The organism is Embleya sp. AB8 (assembly GCF_049739465.1).
Lineage (GTDB): Bacteria > Actinomycetota > Actinomycetes > Streptomycetales > Streptomycetaceae > Embleya.
Window position 1 is genome coordinate 340,841 of the sequence record NZ_JBMHHY010000004.1, and the last position, 17,592, is coordinate 358,432.

At 72.1% G+C, this 17,592-nt stretch carries 16 protein-coding genes; 12 read left to right on the forward strand and 4 right to left on the reverse strand.

Features of this window, described 5'->3' with window-relative positions; translation table 11 throughout:
• Positions 1–80: 80 nt before the first annotated feature.
• The 7 genes from ABIA38_RS08220 to ABIA38_RS08250 all read left to right on the forward strand — a co-directional run bounded on the left by ABIA38_RS08220 (position 81) and on the right by ABIA38_RS08250 (position 8,965).
• The gene (locus ABIA38_RS08220; RefSeq protein ID WP_424637790.1) at positions 81–1,286 is read left to right on the forward strand and encodes a CaiB/BaiF CoA transferase family protein; all 1,206 of its coding nucleotides are present in this window, start codon (positions 81–83) and stop codon (positions 1,284–1,286) included.
• Positions 1,283–2,812 carry a carboxyl transferase domain-containing protein gene (locus ABIA38_RS08225; protein WP_424637791.1) on the forward strand — a complete coding sequence of 510 codons (1,530 nt, stop codon included), beginning with the start codon at positions 1,283–1,285 and terminating at the stop codon, positions 2,810–2,812. Before ABIA38_RS08220 ends, ABIA38_RS08225 begins: the two co-directional genes overlap by 4 nt.
• Before the next feature lie 198 nt (positions 2,813–3,010).
• Positions 3,011–3,988: a carbamate kinase gene (locus ABIA38_RS08230; protein WP_424637792.1), complete on the forward strand. Its 978-nt coding sequence runs from the start codon at positions 3,011–3,013 to the stop codon at positions 3,986–3,988.
• A gap of 89 nt (positions 3,989–4,077) precedes the next feature.
• Positions 4,078–5,202, forward strand: a complete 1,125-nt coding sequence (locus tag ABIA38_RS08235; protein WP_424637793.1) for a ring-opening amidohydrolase — start codon at positions 4,078–4,080, stop codon at positions 5,200–5,202.
• Positions 5,203–5,412: 210 nt separating this feature from the next.
• The gene (locus ABIA38_RS08240) at positions 5,413–6,957 is read left to right on the forward strand and encodes a S41 family peptidase (protein ID WP_424637794.1); all 1,545 of its coding nucleotides are present in this window, start codon (positions 5,413–5,415) and stop codon (positions 6,955–6,957) included.
• 145 nt (positions 6,958–7,102) lie between these two features.
• The gene (locus tag ABIA38_RS08245) at positions 7,103–7,951 is read left to right on the forward strand and encodes an SAM-dependent methyltransferase (RefSeq protein WP_424637795.1); all 849 of its coding nucleotides are present in this window, start codon (positions 7,103–7,105) and stop codon (positions 7,949–7,951) included.
• A 72-nt stretch (positions 7,952–8,023) separates the two neighbouring features.
• On the forward strand, positions 8,024–8,965 hold the full coding sequence (locus ABIA38_RS08250) for a D-2-hydroxyacid dehydrogenase family protein (RefSeq protein WP_424637796.1): 942 nt from the start codon (positions 8,024–8,026) through the stop codon (positions 8,963–8,965).
• 46 nt (positions 8,966–9,011) lie between these two features.
• Here the strand turns inward: ABIA38_RS08250 and ABIA38_RS08255 are convergent, their stop codons facing one another.
• Both ABIA38_RS08255 and ABIA38_RS08260 read right to left on the reverse strand, forming a co-directional pair.
• Positions 9,012–9,503, reverse strand: coding sequence for a hypothetical protein (locus tag ABIA38_RS08255; protein WP_424637797.1), 492 nt, complete (start codon positions 9,501–9,503; stop codon positions 9,012–9,014).
• 230 nt (positions 9,504–9,733) lie between these two features.
• Entirely contained in the window at positions 9,734–10,168 is a 435-nt protein-coding gene (locus ABIA38_RS08260) for an SPW repeat protein (RefSeq protein WP_424637798.1), read from the reverse strand.
• A gap of 234 nt (positions 10,169–10,402) precedes the next feature.
• Here ABIA38_RS08260 and ABIA38_RS08265 point away from each other — a divergent pair, with 234 nt between their 5' ends.
• The 4 genes from ABIA38_RS08265 (at position 10,403) to ABIA38_RS08280 (ending at position 13,477) form a co-directional block, all read left to right on the forward strand.
• The gene (locus ABIA38_RS08265) at positions 10,403–10,714 is read left to right on the forward strand and encodes an ArsR/SmtB family transcription factor (protein WP_424637799.1); all 312 of its coding nucleotides are present in this window, start codon (positions 10,403–10,405) and stop codon (positions 10,712–10,714) included.
• Between the two features lie 151 nt (positions 10,715–10,865).
• Positions 10,866–12,071 (forward strand): MFS transporter, encoded by a 1,206-nt coding sequence (locus ABIA38_RS08270; RefSeq protein WP_424637800.1) that lies wholly within the window; start codon positions 10,866–10,868, stop codon positions 12,069–12,071.
• Between the two features lie 400 nt (positions 12,072–12,471).
• On the forward strand, positions 12,472–12,804 hold the full coding sequence (locus tag ABIA38_RS08275; RefSeq protein WP_424637801.1) for a cupin domain-containing protein: 333 nt from the start codon (positions 12,472–12,474) through the stop codon (positions 12,802–12,804).
• Between the two features lie 115 nt (positions 12,805–12,919).
• Entirely contained in the window at positions 12,920–13,477 is a 558-nt protein-coding gene (locus ABIA38_RS08280; RefSeq protein WP_424637802.1) for a HutD family protein, read from the forward strand.
• A gap of 21 nt (positions 13,478–13,498) precedes the next feature.
• Here the strand turns inward: ABIA38_RS08280 and ABIA38_RS08285 are convergent, their stop codons facing one another.
• A complete protein-coding gene (locus ABIA38_RS08285) occupies positions 13,499–15,226 on the reverse strand; it encodes a chitinase (protein WP_424637803.1) in 1,728 nt (575 codons plus the stop codon).
• Positions 15,227–15,488: 262 nt separating this feature from the next.
• On the opposite strand from ABIA38_RS08285, the gene ABIA38_RS08290 reads away from it, so the two are divergent.
• Positions 15,489–16,700, forward strand: coding sequence for a serine hydrolase domain-containing protein (locus ABIA38_RS08290; protein ID WP_424637804.1), 1,212 nt, complete (start codon positions 15,489–15,491; stop codon positions 16,698–16,700).
• Positions 16,701–16,788: 88 nt separating this feature from the next.
• Here ABIA38_RS08290 and ABIA38_RS08295 read toward each other — a convergent pair whose 3' ends face one another.
• Positions 16,789–17,583: a hypothetical protein gene (locus ABIA38_RS08295; protein ID WP_424637805.1), complete on the reverse strand. Its 795-nt coding sequence runs from the start codon at positions 17,581–17,583 to the stop codon at positions 16,789–16,791.
• Between the last annotated feature and the right edge of the window lie 9 nt (positions 17,584–17,592).

Below are 17,592 nucleotides of genomic sequence, written 5' to 3' on the forward strand. Positions count from 1 at the left end.
GCCCTGGACCCGCGCCCCGCACACCACGTGGACGCGCCCTGCCGCACGCATGCACGCATTCAGCTGAAAGGGGTGTCGACGTGAGCGGACCGCTCTGCGACCTCGTCGTGCTCGACCTCTCCCGCGCCCTCGCCGGCCCGCACGCCGCGATGATGCTCGGCGACATGGGCGCCCGCGTCATCAAGGTGGAGAACCCCGACGGCGGGGACGACACCCGGGGCTGGGGCCCGCCCTTCGTCGGCGCCGAGGACGCGCGCGAGTCGACGTACTTCCTGTCCTGCAATCGCAACAAGGAGTCGATCGTCCTCGATCTGAAGACCGAGGAGGGCCGCGCCACGCTGGCCCGGTTGATCCGGCACAGCGACGTGCTCGTGGAGAACTTCCGGACCGGCGTGCTGGATCGGCTCGGCTTCCCGATGGAGGAGCTGACCCGGCTCAACCCGCGCCTGGTGGTGTTGTCCATCACCGGCTTCGGCCACGACGGTCCGCAGGGGGGCAGGCCCGGCTACGACCAGATCGCCCAGGGCGAGGCCGGCCTGATGAGCCTGACCGGCCCCGGTCCCGACGATCCGACCCGGATCGGCGTACCGATCGGCGACCTGTTGGCCGGGATGTACGGCGCGTACGGTGTGGTCGCCGCGCTGCACGAGCGCGAACGCACCGGCCTGGGCCGGGTGGTCCGCACCTCGCTGCTGGCCGCGATCGTCGGCGTACACGCCTTCCAGGGCACCAACTACACCGTCGCCGGCCAGGTCGGGCACGCGCAGGGCAACCTGCACCCCTCCCTCCAGCCGTACGGCTCCTACCGCTGCAAGGACGCGATCATCCAGGTCGCGGTGGGCAGCGAGAAGTTGTGGGCGAAGTTCGCCCCGATGGTCGGCCTGGCCGTGGCCGACCCCCGCTTCGCGGTCAACGCCGATCGGGTGGTCAACCGGGCCGAACTCGCCGACACGATCAACGCCGCGTTCGCCACGCGCGCCGTGGACGAGCTGCTGCCGGAACTGGCCGCCGCCGGCATCCCGGCCGGCGAGGTACGCACCATCGACCGTGTCTACGAGTGGGACCAGACCAGGTCGCAGGGCCTGCTGTTGGACGTCATGCACAGCACGCTCGGCCCGATCACCCTGCCCGGCCCACCGATCCGCCTCGACGGCGGCGCCGACCACACCGACGGCGGTCGGCGTCGGCACGAGGCACCCCCGACGCTCGGGCAACACACGGACAGCGTGCAGGCCTGGCTGGACGCCGAGGACGCCCGCGCCCTGCACGCCGCGCGGCGCGCGTGAGCGCCATCCCCGCACCGGCCCGGCGGACCCGGGTCGGCGCCCACGACCTGATCCGCCGCGTCCTGGACCCGGACACCTGGACGAGCTGGGACACCGCGCCGCAGCGCCCGGCGCGCCTGGACCCCGCCTACGCCGAGGAACTGCGCGTCGCCGCGGCCAGGAGCGGTGTGGACGAGTCGGTACTCACCGGCGAGGGCCGCATCCGCGGTCGCCGAGTGGCCGTCGTGGCCTGCGAGTTCGACTTCCTGGCCGGCTCGATCGGGGTGGCCGCCTCGTCCCGCCTGGTCACCGCGATCGAACGGGCCACCGCTGAACGCCTCCCGCTGGTCGCCTCGCCCACCTCCGGTGGTACCCGGATGCAGGAGGGTACGGTCGCGTTCCTGCAGATGGTCCGGATCAGCGCCGCGGTCGCCGCGCACAAGAGCGCGGGCCTGCCGTACCTGGTCTACCTGCGCGGCCCCACCACCGGTGGCGTGCTCGCCTCGTGGGGCTCGCTCGGCCATGTCACCGCCGCCGAACCCGGCGCGCTGATCGGCTTCCTGGGCCCACGCGTGTACGAGGCGCTGCACGGCGAGCCGTTCCCGGAGGGCGTCCAGGTCGCGGAGAACCTGTACGCGCACGGCCTGGTCGACGCCGTGGTGGACCCGGACCATCTCGGCGAGGTGGCCGCGCGCGTCCTGGACATCGTCACCGCGCCGCGCGAGCACCTTCCCGACGTGGCCCCGCTGCCCGTGGAGGACCTGGCCGACGTCCCCGCGTGGACCTCGGTCGAACTCTCCCGGCGGCCCGAACGCCCGGGCGCCCGCGCCCTGTTGCGGCATGCGGCCGGCTCCGTGGTACCGCTGCACGGGACCGGGCAGGGGGAGAGCGACCCCGGCCTGCTGCTCGCGCTGGCCCGGTTCGGCGGCGCGCCGTGCGTGGTGCTGGCCCAGGACCGGGCCGGCCAGTCCGGCCACGGCCCGTTCGGCCCGGCCGGGTTGCGGGTGGCCCGGCGCGGCATGCGGCTGGCCGCCGAACTGGACCTGCCGCTGGTCAGCGTCGTGGACACCGGCGGCGCCGCGCTCAGCCGGGCCGCCGAGGAGGGCGGGTTGGCCGGCGAAATAGCCCGCTGCCTGGCCGAGTTGGTCACGCTGCCCACCCCGACGTTGTGTCTGCTGCTCGGACAGGGCGCGGGCGGCGGGGCGTTGGCCCTGCTGCCCGCCGACCGGGTGTTGTGCGCGCAGCACGGCTGGTTGTCGCCGCTGCCGCCGGAGGGCGCGTCGGCGCTGCGCTATCGGACCACCGCGCGCGGCGCGGAGATCGCCGCCGCGCAGGGGGTGCGCTCGCTCGATTTGCTGCGCGACGGCGTGGTGGACCGGATCGTGGCCGAGCGCCCCGACGCGGCCGACGAACCGCACGCCTTCCTGGCCCGGCTCGCCCAGGTCCTGGAGTACGAACTGGTCGGCCTGCTGCGTCGGCCGACCGCGGAACGCCGTGCGGCCCGGCTCGACCGGTACGCGCGGTTGGGTTGCCAAACCCGAGGGTGAACCCGAGTGGTGCGCCGCCCGTGAGGCGCACCACTCGGCACGCGAGGGCTCGCCACTCGGCAAGTTCTGCCAGATGGATCAGCCTTTGTGGTCAATAAACCCTCAAGCCGGCGACCCGATCCCCCACCTAGAGTCCCAAGTCCCGGACGAACGCACGGACGGGACTCCCGCGTACGACAGGACAGGAGAGTTCGACACATGCCAACTCCCCGCCCGACTCCCGGCACCGGGAGAGTGCTCATCGCCCTCGGCGGCAACGCCATGACGGGACCGGACGGCAGCGCGACGCCCGACGCCCAGCGGGCCGCCGTCGCGGTGGCGATGGAGGCGGTGGCCGACCTGATCGGCTCCGGCGTCGACGTCGTGCTCACCCACGGCAACGGGCCGCAGGTGGGCAACCTGCTGGTCAAGAACGAGTTGGCCGCGCACGTCGTGCCCCCGGTGACCCTGGACTGGTGCGGCGCGCAGACCCAGGGCACGCTCGGCTTCACCGTCGTCTCCGCCCTCGAGGCCGCACTGCGCCGGCGCGGGCATCCCGCCCGGGTCGCGGCCCTGGTCACCCGCACCCTCGTGGACGGCGCCGACCCGGCGTTCGATCACCCGACCAAGCCGGTCGGGCGGCACCTGCCCCGGGACGAGGCGGAACGCTTCGTCGCCCTCGGCCAGCACTGGGAGGACCGCGGCGCCAAGGGTTGGCGCCGGGTGGTCCCCTCGCCGAACCCGCTCGAGGTGCTCGACGCGCCGGCCATCCGCACGCTGGTCACGGCGGGCTTCACCACGGTCGCGGCCGGTGGCGGCGGCATCCCGGTGGTCCGCGACGCGGACGGCGCCGAGCGCGGCGTGGAGGCGGTCCTGGACAAGGACCTCACCGCCGCGCTGCTGGCCGCGTCGGTGGGCGCGGACGTGTTGGTGATCGCCACGGACGTGCCGAACGCGATGCTCGACTACGGCACCGCGAACCAGCGCGAGCTGGGCCGGGTCACTCCCGAGGAACTGCGCGAACACGCCGCGGCGGGCCAGTTCGCCGGGGGCAGTATGGGACCCAAGGTCGAGGCGGCGGTGCGCTTCGTCGAGGCGGGCGGGCGACGCTCGGTGATCACGTCGCTCGACCGGATCACCGCCGCGGTGGCGGGGGAGGCGGGCACGGTTGTGGAACGAAGCGATCAACAGCAATAACGGCAACGCACGGCAATACGCGGCGACGCACGGCAATACGCGGCAATACCCGGCAACGCATGAACAGCAATAGGCAGCAGCGAACTCCAATGAACGAGGTGGAACGAGTGCCCAGGCCGATCGAGGTTCACAAGGTCGCCATCGAGAGCGTCACCGACGCGTCCGGATTGGCCAAACTGATCGACGACGGCGTGTTCGCCGCGGACGACGTGCTCGCTGTCATCGGCAAGACCGAGGGCAACGGCGGGGTCAACGACTACACCCGCATCCTGGCCGACCGCGCCTTCCGCGAGGTGCTGGTGGCCAAGGGCAAGCGCTCCGTCGAGGAGGCCGGCAAGGTTCCGCTGGTGTGGTCCGGCGGCACCGACGGGGTCATCTCCCCGCACGCGACGATCTTCGCCTACGCGCCGGAGAACCGGTACGAGCCCTCCGACGAGCCGCGCGTGTCGGTCGGTGTGGCGATGAGCGAGACGATTCTGCCCGAGGACATCGGCCGGGTGCCGATGGTGGAGAAGGTCGCCGCGGGCGTACGCGCCGCGATGGCCGTGGCGGGCATCACCGACCCGGCCGACGTGCACTACGTGCAGACCAAGACGCCGCTCCTGGTGCTCGACACGATCAACGACGCCAAGGCGCGCGGGTTCGACGTGTGGACCGAGGACACGCTCAAGTCGATGGACGTGTCCAACTCGACCACCGCGCTTGGCATCGCGGTCGCGCTCGGCGAGATCGAGCTGCCCACGGCCGAGCAGATCCACCGCGACCTGTCGTTGTACTCGTCGGTGGCGTCCTGCTCCTCGGGCGTCGAACTCGACTGCGCGCAGATCGTGGTGGTCGGCAACGTACGCGGGGTGGGCGGCCCGTTCCGGGTCGGCCACGACGTGATGCGCGACGCGCTCGACGCGGACGGCATCTGGTCGGCGATCCGCTCGGCCGGGCTCGACCTGCCGGAGCGGGCCCGCACCTCCGACCTGGGCGACCGACTGGTCAACGTGTTCCTCAAGTGCGAGGCCGACCCGAGCGGCAGCGTGCGCGGACGGCGCAACATCATGCTGGACGACTCGGACGTGCACTGGCACCGGCAGATCAAGGCCACCGTGGGCGGGGTGACCGCGGCCGTCACCGGCGACCCGGCCGTGTTCGTCTCGGTCGCAGCGGTCCACCAGGGCCCCTCGGGCGGCGGGCCGGTCGCGGCGATCGTGCGGATGGACTGACCGCATATCCCAACCCCACGGGGCCACCACCTCATCGTCTCGGAGGTGGTGGCCCCGCCGCGGGCAACGGCCGGGCAACTCCCATACCCTCGACCGGCGTCGGCAGGGGACGCAGGTTGCGGACGGCACCATCTTTAGGTGGCCGACCGCCCGGCAACTCGGCACTTTCGCAGGCAGCCGGCCATCCCCGCCGGATGTGATCGTAGTCGCATGACTACACAAAGCGAGCACCGGTCGCGCATCCGACCACGCCTCCCCCGTCGCGACCCGGCCGGCAGCCGCCGTGGCGGACCGGTGGCCGCCGCGGCCGTACTCACCCTCGCCGGTGTCCTGCTCACCGCGGCCGGCACCCCGGCCGGCGCGCTCACCCGCTCCGACGTACCGCCCGACCCCGGCGACCGAGTCACCGCCGACGCCAACCGCCGTTCCCTGGACGGATTCTGGCAACTGGACGGCTACGGGCTGATCCTCGGGATCCACAACAAGGCATTCCAGCTCTACGAGACGACCGGGATCAGCTGCGCGCCGAGCATTTCCGCCCAACAGGTCGGCACGCCCGACCCGGACGGCACCATCCACTTCGGCGACGGCGGCGGAATCGGCCTCCTGGTCCGCCCCGCCCCGCGACGCAACGCCGCCTCACTGCGCATCGACGGCGCGCTGGGCACCCACCGACTGCGCCGACTGGCCGCGCTGCCCACCACCTGCGGCCGAGCCACGCCCGCCGATCCGGTGAGCACGTTCGACGTGTTCTGGCAGACGTATAAGGAGAACTACGCGTTCTTCGACACTCGGGGCGTCGACTGGGACGCCGCGCGCGCCAAGTATCGGCCCCGGGTCACCGCGAACACCACCGACGATCAGCTCTTCGACATCCTGACCGCGATGACCGACCCGCTGCACGACGCACACGTGGGTCTGCATGCGGCCGGCCCGACGATCAATCGCACCTCCGGCGGCCGGCGGCCGGGCACCGTCAAGCCGACCAAGGAACTCGACGACAAGGTAAAGGAGTTGGTCCAACGCCGGGATCTCGGCGGCGTCCCACTCGAACTGTCCGCCAACGGCGCGATCGGCTACGCGGACCTGCCCGGCGGCCTCGGCTATCTGCGGATCACCCGCTTCGAAAGGTACCGGGCCGGCGGCCACGGCTATCCCGACGACACCACCGAACTGGCCGCCGCCCTGGACACCATCGTCACCTCGGCCCGCACCTCGGGCCCGACCGCGTGGCGCGGGCTGATCGTGGACGTCCGGTTCAACACCGGCGGAGCGGACCCGCTGGGCCTGCAGATCGCCGCGCGGCTGACCGATCGGCCGTATGTGGCCTACACGAAGCAGGCCCGCAACGACCCCGACGATCCGGACGCGTACACCCACCCGCAGCCCTTCCCGGTCGCACCGGCCGCGTCCGCACCGCACTACACCGGCCCGATCGCGCTGCTCACCGGCGGCACCACGGTCAGCGCCGGGGAGACCTTCACCCAGGCCCTGATCGACCGCCCGACCGCCGTCACCCGGATCGGCGAGAACACGCAGGGGGTCTTCTCCGACCGGATGATCCGACTGCTGCCCAACGGCTGGCAGTTCAGTCTGTCCAACGAGCTGTACCTCACCCGCACCGGCCACTCCTTCGAGAGCCCCGGCATCCCGCCCGACATCCGCACCCCGGTCTTCACCGACGAGGAGTTCCGCGACGACCGGGACGGCGCCTTCGACCGGGCCCGGGCGTTGTTGACCCGGATACCCGACTGATCCCGGGCCGCACCTGCACTGCCGTGGGCCGGCAATTTCCTTGCCTGTAGCGGAAGTTGCCGATCCGCAGCCGAGGGTCGGATAGGCTCCCCTGGCCCGGATGTCGCCATGGGTCAGCGCACGCGTACACCGACGAGGAGCAGCCGTGGTCGAGCGGGAGCAGGACGAGTGGGGCTATTCGTCCCCGCCGGCGGGCGAGTCCGCCGAGGAGTGGGTACCGACCGGGATCGACGTCACGGTGCCGAGCGTCGCCCGGGTTTACGACGCGATCCTGGGCGGCAAGAACAATTTCGCCGTCGACCGCGCGATCGCCGACGAGGCGCTGCGGAACCTGTCCAACGAGGGTGCCTGGCACAACCGGCACATCCTGGCCCGGGGTGTGCGCTACCTGGCCGGCCAGGGCATCGACCAGTTCGTCGACCTCGGCTCCGGGCTGCCGACCGTGCAGAACACCCACCAGGTCGCCCAGGAGGTGAACCCGGACGCGGCGGTCGTCTACGTGGACAACGACCCGATCGTGCTCGCGCACGGCCGGGCGCTGCTCGCGGACAACCACCGCACCCGGGTGGTCACCGCCGACCTGCGCGATCCGGCGGATGTGCTGGGCCGCCCGGAGCTGCTCGAACTCGTGGACCTGAAGCGGCCGGTGGGCCTGCTCCTGGTCGCCGTGCTGCACCACCTCGCCGATCACGAGGATCCGGCCGGCGTGGTCCGCGCCTACCGCGACGCGCTCCCGCCCGGCAGCTACGTCTTCATCACCCACTTCTGCGACTCCACGCCGGAGGGGCGCGCCCTGGAGAAGATCTTCCTGACCCAGCTGGGCAGCGGACGCTTCCGCCCGCTGGAGGAGATCGAGGGCTACTTCGAGGGTCTGGAACTGGTCGAGCCCGGTGTGGTGTTGCTGCCGCTGTGGCGCCCGGACGAGCCGGTGACCGAGCCGCTGTCCCCGGAGGGGCACCTGTCGGTGGGCGGCATCGGGCGGCTGCCCGGCTAGGGCGTGCCGTCAAGCCCCCGTCGGGCGGGTCGGCCCGGCCGGCGAGGGCGGCGCGCGATAACCTCGGGCATCATGAGGATCGCCATTCTCGACGACTACCAGAACGTGGCCCTCGGCCTCGCCGACTGGGACTCGCTCGACGCCGAAGTCCGGGTGTTCACCGAGCCGCTCGCCGACGCCGACGCGGTGTGCGCGGCGCTGGCCGGCTTCGACGTGGTGGTCGCGATGCGCGAGCGCACCCGCTTCCCCGCCGACGTGCTGGCCGGCTTGCCCGATCTGCGGCTGCTGGTCAGCACCGGGCCGGTCAACGCGGCGATCGACGTCGCGGCCGCGCGCGAGCGGGGCATCGTGGTGTGCGGGACCGGCATCCTCAAGTACCCGACCGTCGAGCTCACCTGGGCGCTGATCCTGGCCGCCGCGCGCAATCTGCGCACCGAGGCGGACTCGGTACGCGCGGGCGGCTGGCAGGTCGGGCTCGGGGTCGGCCTGCACGGCAAGACGCTCGGCCTGCTCGGCCTGGGCCGACTCGGTGGCGAAGTGGCCCGGATCGGGCAGGCGTTCGGCATGGAGTGCATCGCGTGGAGCGCGAATCTCACCGCCGAACGGGCCGCCGAGCACGGGGTGACCGCGGTCGCCAAGGACGAGCTGTTCGCCCGTGCCGACGTGGTCTCCGTCCACCTGGTGCTGAGCGCGCGCACCACGGCCCTGGTCGGCGCCGCCGAACTCGCCCTGATGCGGCCCACCGCGATCCTGGTCAACACCTCGCGCGGCCCCATCGTGGACGAGGCCGCGCTCCTGGACGTACTGCGGCGCGGCACGATCGGCGGAGCCGCGCTGGATGTGTACGACCGCGAACCGCTGCCGCCGGAGCACCCGTTGCGCGGCCTGGACAACGCGCTGCTCACCCCGCACATCGGCTATGTGGTGCGCGAGACATACGAGATCTTCTACCGGGACGCGGTCGAGAACATCGCCGCCTTCCGGGCCGGCGAGCCGATCCGAGTCATGAAGTAATCGGGTGGAAGTAGTCAGGTATTCATCAAGTAGGCATCCGGAGTCGTCAGTCCGTACGCCTGCGGTCGTCGTCCCGGTCCGGCTCACCGCCTTGCTGCTGGGATGTGCGCGGCCATCCGCGCTGTGCCTGGGTCGGATGCGCCCGGCGGCCGATCCGCATCCCGGTCGGGCCGTCCGGATGCCACCGCAGGTACACGAGCGCGCCCAGCAGGAGCAGTGCAGGCACCGCCACGCCCGCCGCCGCGAACACCACGACGGGGGCTCCGGTGAGCAGCGCGGCGACCAGAAGGCCGGCCGAGGCGCCGGCCAGTAGCAGCGCCGACCACCTCAGGATCGCCGACCACTGCGGCGTACCGGGCCGCGGCGTACCGAACGAGAACTCGACGCGCGGGCGCCGCACTCGCGTGCGCGGCGCCGCTTGGGGGGCCGGTTCGTCGAACACGCGCAGCAGTTCGGTCAACTGCTCGTCCTGCGCGAGGGACTCCTCCAGGCGCGCGAGCGTACGTCGTTCCCGGCCCGAAAGCGAAGGTCCGTCCACCACGTCCACCTCCCACTCGGGGCAGCGGAACGGGGCCGCAGACGGGGTGCGCCGGGCGGTACCCGCCGAGGCGAACCGCGCGCCGGCGGGACCGACCGGCGACCCGGTCTTGGGTTGGGTTGGTTGGTTGGTTGGTTGGCTTGGATTTGGCTTGGGTTCACTCACCTGCGAATGCGAATGTGAGTGCCGATTCCGATCGTCCGGCTCGGGTCACGCACAGCCGCTGTCACTCACAGCCGCCGGATCCCGATCACCCCGCGCAGCGCCAGGGCGAGCGCCATCAGGCACGCCACCGCGCCGACGATCACGTTGCTCGTGATCGATCGGGTGGTGTGCACGGATCCGGAGATCGCCCAGGGAGCGACGATGGTCCACGCGCCGATGACGAACGCGGCCCAACTCATCGCGTGCGTGCGCTCGTAGGCGGTTCCGAAGCCGCCCATCAACAGCGCGAGCGCGACGCCCGTGACCAGGTTGGTCGTGCGCAGCGTGGTGAGATTGTTGAATCCGACGATCCACGGGGAGGCGGCCAGATACACGCCGCACAGCACGCCGAGGGCTTCCGCCGCCTGCGCGACCGCGCCGTGCGTGGCTCGTTCGGAACGGAGTCGGAGATTCGCTATGTCCGGGTGCTGCTCAATCGAAGACGATGTCGACGTGGACACGTCCACCACCCTCTTTCCGAGGAATCGCGGTCCCTTGGTTGATAGCCGTCGGACCAGTGACTAACCCGGCCAAACCAGAATATTTACCGACATTTCCCTCCGATCGTGATCTGCCGGTCACCCTCCCCACGCCCGGGGTCACACCCCGAAGTTGACATTCTCCCTACATATCGAGAAAACTAGATCCAACCTCGCGGAAAGACCGGACCGACGCGGGCGAAGAAGGGCGGCATCGTGGATCCCCTCGCCGTACACAAGGCACTCGCCAATCCGACGCGCCTGCAGATCATGGGCTGGCTCAAGGAACCCGCGAAGTACTTCGACGAGGACTCCTACCGACAGCAGGGCCTCGGCTTCCACATCGGGGTCTGCGTCGGCGACATCCAGTCGCGGGCGGGACTGGCCCAGTCGGTGGTCTCCGGCTACCTCCAGACCCTCAAGGACGCGGGTCTGCTCGACTCCGAGCGCATCGGCAAGTGGACCTACTACCGCCGCAACGAACGCGCGATCGCCGACTTCGCCGAACACGTCCGCACCGAACTCTGACCGCACCGACGCCCTCGGCCGGGGCATCTCCACGCCCTGATCCATCTACATATCTCGATATGTATCAGCAGCCGGGCAAAGCCGAGCGACCATCCACAGACCACCACCCACCCGCAGACCACCCACCCACAGACAGGCGAGCAAAGCCGCAATGAAACCCGCCTCCCTCACCATCGCCACCCTCGCCCTGGGCGTGTTCGGGATCATCACCACCGAGATGGGCATCGTCGGCGTCCTGCCCCAGGTCTCCGCCGAACTCGACGTCGCCCCGGCCACGGCCGGGCTGCTGGTCGGCGTCTTCGCCCTGGTGATCGCGCTCACCGGGCCGTTCATGACGCTGCTCGCCTCGCGGTTCGACCGCAAGACCGTACTGGCCACGTCGATCGCGGTCTTCGCCGCCTCGAACGCCGGGTACGCGCTGACCACCCGGTTCGACGTGATGCTCGCCTTCCGGATCGTCCCGGCGGTGTTCCACCCGGTGTTCTTCTCGGTCGCCCTGGCCACCGCCGCGCGCCTGGTCCCCGCGCGGGACGCGACCCGGGCCACCACCCGGGTCTTCGCGGGCGTCACCGTCGGCTTCGCCCTCGGCGTGCCGCTGACCTCCTACCTGGCCGAACACCTCTCCCTCCAGGCCGCGTTCTGGTTCGGGGCGGCGATCAACCTGATCGCCTTCCTGGGCATCCTGCGCTTCCTGCCCACCCTGCCGGAGGCGCGCCGCCAGTCCTACGGCGACCAGGTCGGCGTACTGCGCAGCGGGCGGATGTGGCTGAGCATCCTGTCGGTGGTGCTGATCTTCGCGGCGATGTTCTCCGTCTACGGCTACTTCGCCGAATACCTGGGCGAGGTCACCGGGCTTGACGGCTCGTGGGTCAGCGGCCTGCTCCTGGTGTTCGGGCTGGTGATGATCCTCGGCAACTTCGCCTTCGGCGCCCTCCTGCGCCGGCACCCCATCCGCACGGCGCTGGCCTATCCGGCGCTCTGCCTGGCGGTGTTCGTCCTGGTCTACGCGACCGGCCCGCACACCACGGCGATGCTGGTGGCCGTCCCGATCTGGGCCGCGATCCACTCCGGCGGCCTGATCGTCAGCCAGACCTGGCTCGGCCGCGACGCCCGAGCGGCCCCGGAGTTCGGCAACAGCCTGTTCATCTCCTTCTCCAACCTGGGCATCACCGCAGGCACCACCACCGCCGGCCGGCTGCTCGCCACCACCGACACCCACCAACTCCCCTGGACCGGTGCCGCCTTCGCCGCCGCCGCCCTCGCCACGATGCTTGTGCGCACCACCCTGGACCGCCGCCTGCCGGCCAGGGCTCACCGCATCGCGACCTCCGCAAGCCCGGCCACCAGTTCCCGATAGTCCCCGCGCATCGGCAACTCCCGCGCCACCCGCACCCGCCGCCGAGCGGCCGGCACCTCCACCCCGCGCACCGGGTCGTGGCCACCTCGCTCGTGGCTCTCCCACCACAGCCCGACCCCACGCCGTCGCGGCGAACCACATGCAGGGCGGCGAGGCCCTTGTTCGGGCGGGGCGGGCGCAGGCGCTTCAGGGTGGCCCGGACGCCGATCTCCGGCACGCGGATTTTCGCCGGCCGAACGGCGCTCACGTGCACGTGGGTGGCGGCCAACACGCTGCGGCGGAAGGTGGTTTTCCCCGATGCCTGGAGGCCGATCGGGATCGCCACTCGCATTCGTGCCTGCCTTCGAGCCGGTTTGGGTCGTTGGAGGAATTGTCGGGGAGTGGTGTGCAGACTGTCGCTATGGAAAAGCTCTCCCTGGATGCCCAGGTCCGTGAACTGCTCGAACTCGCCGCCGCCGGGACCACCGGACGTAGTGCGCACACGGTGTACGGGGGGCATGAGCATGTGTTGCGGCAGACGCTGATCGCGCTCACCTCGGGGACCACGTTGGCCGAGCATGACAACCCCGGTGAGGCCACCCTGTTGGTGATGCGTGGGCGGGTGCGGTTGGTCAGCGGTGAGACGTCGTGGGAGGGGCGGTCCGGGGATTTCCTGGTCGTGCCCAAGTCGCGGCACAGTGTGGACGCGCTGGAGGATTCGGCGGTGTTGCTCACCGTGGCCAAGCGCGGTTGAGTGGAGCCGTGGTGCGTGGGCCCGGGCGGGAACCGCCGTCCGGGCCGCGCCGCGTCGCCATGACAGGTGCGTGGAGAGTCGGCAGGCCACGCCCGAGACCCCGACGGAAGCAGGCATGCGCATGCGGCAGTTCTTCGACGTCGAGACACTGCCGGTCGGCGTGTGGCGCAACGGCGGGGGTGACACCCGGGAGATCGCGGCCGGGCCGGCGGACTCGACCGAGCCGGGGGACTTCGGCTGGCGGGCGAGTGTGGCGACCGTCGCCGCCGACGGGCCGTTCTCCGCGTTCCCGGGCGTGGACCGGACGATCACCCTGCTGAGCGGCGACGGCGTACGACTGGCCGACGGCGAAGGGCTCGATCACCGGCTGGATCGACCGGGCGCGCCGTTCGTGTTCTCCGGGGACCTGGCGGTGCGGGCCACGCTGCTCGGCGGCGGTTGCCGGGTGCTCAACATCATGACCGGGCGCGGGCGCTGGGCCGCGCGGGTACTGCGGATCACCACTCCGGTGGCGCTGCCCGCCGGACACGCCGGCGTGTTGTATGTGCTTGCCGGCGGCGGCGAGGCGGTGCGGGCGGGGCAGGGATGGTGGTGGGCGAGCGGCGCCGCCGGGGAGGCGGCGCCGCTCGCGCCGGGTGCGGTCGTGCTCTGGGCGGACCTGCGACCGCTGTGACGCGGCACCGCGCCGAGCCGGTCAGGGCATCGAGCGCAGGTGGGCCGAGATGGTGTCGGCCAGGGCGTAACCGGCGGTGGCGTCCCAGTTGATCGACCACGTCATCGCACCGCGGATGGTCGGCCATGTGCTCGTCGGTCGGTAGCTGCCGCAACTGGTGCCCTGGGCCAGGCAGTCCAGCGCGTTGTCGACCACGCCGGGCGGGACGTAGCCGCTGCCCGCCGCACGGCCGGTGGCCGGGACACCCAGGGCCACCTGGTCGGGGCGCAGGCCGCCCTGGAGTTGGAGGCACGCCTGGGCGGTGAGGAAGTCGACGCCGCCCTGTGCGTACAGGTTCTGGTCGCAGCCGAACATGGTGCCGGAGTTGTAGTACTGCATGTGCACGATGGTCAGGATGTCCTTGATGGTCAGCGCGAGTTGGAAGTAGGCCGCCTGGGTGGACTGCATGTCCAGGGTCTGCGGGGCCATCGTGATGATCAGCGATGTGCCGATCTGCGCCCGGACCGCGCGCAGCGCGGTGGCCAGGTAGGTCGGGCTGACGCCGTTCTCGAGGTCGATGTCGATGCCGTCGAAGCCGTATTCGCGCAGCAGCCCCGTCGCGGTGCTCGCGAAGGTGGCCGCCGAGGCGTCGTCGCCGACCCAGACCGCGCCCAGTTCGCCGCCGACGGACAGGATCACCTTCTGGCCGCGTGCGTGCATCGTGGCGATGTCGGCCTTGAGGTCGGCGTTGGTGTAGCCGCCGAGCGCGGTGGACAGGCCCGGGTCGACGCCGAAGGTGATCGCGCCCCAGCGGCTCCGGTCGGCCTCGGCGAAGGCGACCGCGACCAGGTTGTAGGACGCGGGCACGTCGCGCAGCCGCAGTGCCGTCGAGCCGTTGACGAAGTTGTGCCAGTAGCCGGTCATCACCCGCTTGGGCAGCCCGGTCGGGTCCTGCCCGGTGGGCCCGTCCGGCCCGGTGGTGGCGGTCACCGGCGCGGAACGGGCGGAGGTACCGGCGCTGTTCGTGGCGGCGACGGAGAAGGTGTAGGCGGTCTGCGGGGTCAGGCCGGCCACCTCGGCCGAGGTGCCGGCGACGGTGGCCACCTTGGTGTCGGCCCGGTAGACGTCGTACCCGGTCGCCCCCGGCACCGCGGCCCAGCCGAGGGTGACGCTGCGCGCGGTGGTGCCGGTGACGGCCAGGCCGGTGGGGACGGCCGGGATCGTGGTGGAGCCGCCCGGGCCGAGGAGCGAGACGTCGTCGGCGTAGTAGGCGGGTTGGCCGTACCAGCCGTTGAGGTGGATCGTCACGCTGGTGGTGTTCGCCCCGGTGCGGAACGACGTGGTGAGTTGTTGCCAGGTGGGGGCCGAGGAGGTCCAGGTGGACACGTCGGTGGTGCCGGTGCCGCTCGCGCCGAGGTAGATGTAGGAGCCCTGGACCCACGCCGACATGGTGTAGGCCGAGTCGGGCCGAACGGCCACGGTCTGGCTGCAACGGGCGTTGTCCCCGCCGGTCGGAGCGGCCTTGAGCGCGCCGGCGCCGCTGTGTACGGGGTTGCCGGTGGCGCTGCCGCTGCCGCCGGAGCAGGTCCAGCCGGACAGGCCGGACTCGAAGCCGCCGTTGACGATCAGTTCGGCAGCGGCGGCGGTGCCGGCGGCGGGCGCGGGCGCGGCGAGCGTGACCAGGCTCGCCGAGGCCAGTGCGCAGGCCGCGAGCAGCGCGGTGAGATACCTGCGCGGCGCATGGGTCTTCCTGGGACGTGGTGGTTCCATCGTCGGTGCCTCCCGTACCGGCCCGGGCAGCGGTGCCCGCGGGCGTGGGTGGTGTGCGTGGGGCACGAACGCTGGCCCCGGCGCGCCGGGACTGTCAATAGGTCTGGACCAATTTTGCCGACCTGGGAAATTCCGTCGAATCCGGAACCGTCGGGGGTGGGTGTGGGCCCACCCCGGACGGGGTCTGACCGGATGGGACGCGCGGCCGCGCGCCGATGTACTTGAGCCGGAAGGAACGGCTCACACGGGGAGAGACAAAGCGATGACAGTACGAATCGGCAGGCGTGGTCGGGCGATCGGCGGTGGCGTGGCGGCGCTGGTGGCAGCGGTGGCGCTGGCCGGGTCGGCCGGGGTGCCGGCCTCGGCGGGCGGGCAGCCCGGCCGCTACGACGACGCGGCGCTGCGCAAGGACCTGCGCACCGTGGCGGCGGCGGCCGACGGGGTGAACCTGGTCGCCCGGGTGCAGACCGAGCACGGCACGATCCAGGCCAGGTCGGGCACCGCCGGTCCGGGGACCCGCACCCCCGTCCCGTGGGACGCGCGGTTCCGGATCGCCAGTACGAGCAAGACGTTCACCGCGACCGTGGCATTGCAACTGGTCGCCGAGGGCCGCCTGTCGCTGGACGACACCGTCGAGCACTGGCTGCCGGGGGTGGTCAAGGGCAACGGCAACGACGGTGCCCGGATCACCGTGCGCGATCTGCTCCGGCAGACCAGCGGGCTGTTCGACTACGTCAACGACCCGCAGGTGCAGGCGACGCTGTTCGGCGACTTCGAGAAGATCCGCAACGACGCCACGCCCGGCCGGGACTGGGTCGCCATCGCGATGCGCCACGCGCCGAACTTCACACCGGATCGGGCGAACCCGAGGTGGGCCTACTCGAACACCAACTACCTGCTCGCCGGGATGATCATCGAGCGCGCCGGCGGGCTGCCCTGGCGCGAGCAGGTCGAGCACCGGATCATCGTCCCGCTGGGCCTGCGGGACACCTCGGTCCCCGGCGCCAACCCGTTCCTGACCGGCCCGCACAACCGGGTGCGGCTGGCCCTGCCCGGCGGCCCGGTGGACACCACCGACACGAGCATCGAGCACGACGCCGACTCGGGCGTGGTCAGCACCACCGCCGATCTGAACACGTTCTTCGCCGCGCTGATGGGCGGCCGACTGCTGCCGCCGGCGCAACTGGCCGAGATGCGCCGCACCGTGGACCGGGCCACCGCCCCGGCGGAGGACCTGGCCGAATGGCCGCAGGGCGGCTACGGCCTGGGCCTGCGCTACGTCCCGCTCGGCTGCGGCGGCGGCTACTGGCACCACGAGGGCGACGGCCTGGGCAGCTACACCCGCACCGCCGCGACCGCCGACGGCAAGCGCACAGTGGCGATCTCCATCACCGCCACCGGCACCGCACCCGACCTGCCCCGCCTCAACACGGCCACCCGTGCCCTGGTCGAACACGCCCTGTGCGCACGCTGATCGGGTCGCCGCGAGTGCCGCGCCCGGCGACGTTTGCCCCGGCGCCGGGACGGGCGCCGGGACGGGGTGAACGTCGCCGGGCGTGGCACTACGTGGTCAGCAACACCACGCGCCCGTCCACGTTGAGTACCCGACCGCCGGGCGCGGCGGACACCGGTACCGCCCACCCCACATGCCCGCACACGGTCAGCGCGGGCGGGCGCAGCCGGAGCCGGGCGGCGAGTTCGGCCCGACCCACCTGGCCGGCTCCCCGCCCGGGCGGCCCCTCGTGCAGGACCAGTACCGACGGGTCCTCGGCCAGTACCCGATCGAGCAGCCCGGTCTGGGTGCGCGCGTCGCGCCGGCCGGGGCGGGCCGGGTCGCCGATGATCCGCCCCACGCCGCCGAACCGTACGCCGCCCACCACCACACAATCCCCGTCGAGCAGCGCGACCCGCGCGCCCGCCTCGGCCAACTCCCCCGCCGCCACCACGTCGTGGTTGCCCGCGACGCCCAACACGAACGAGCATCCGGCGGCGGCGAACGCCCACCACACGTCCCGCACCGCCCCACCGGCCCCGCGCCGATCCGCCGCCGGCGCCGAGTACAGGTCGCCCGCGAGCAGCACACCGACCCGCTCCGGCGCCGGCACCCACCCCTCCCCCGCCCACACCGTCAGGAAGTCGGCCAACGCCACGCCCAGCAGCACCGGCGGCCCACCCCACGGCGACGGCGCGACGCCCTGCAGGTCACCGGCCACCAACACCGCGTCACACCCCGCCGGCAGCCGGTCCACCCGCAACCGCCCCACCGGCAACCGCGCGCCCTCGACGCCACCGCCCCGCCGCGCCCGCCGATAGCCGACCTCGGTCAGCGCCACCGGCTCCCCATCGACGATCCGCATCCCCGCACG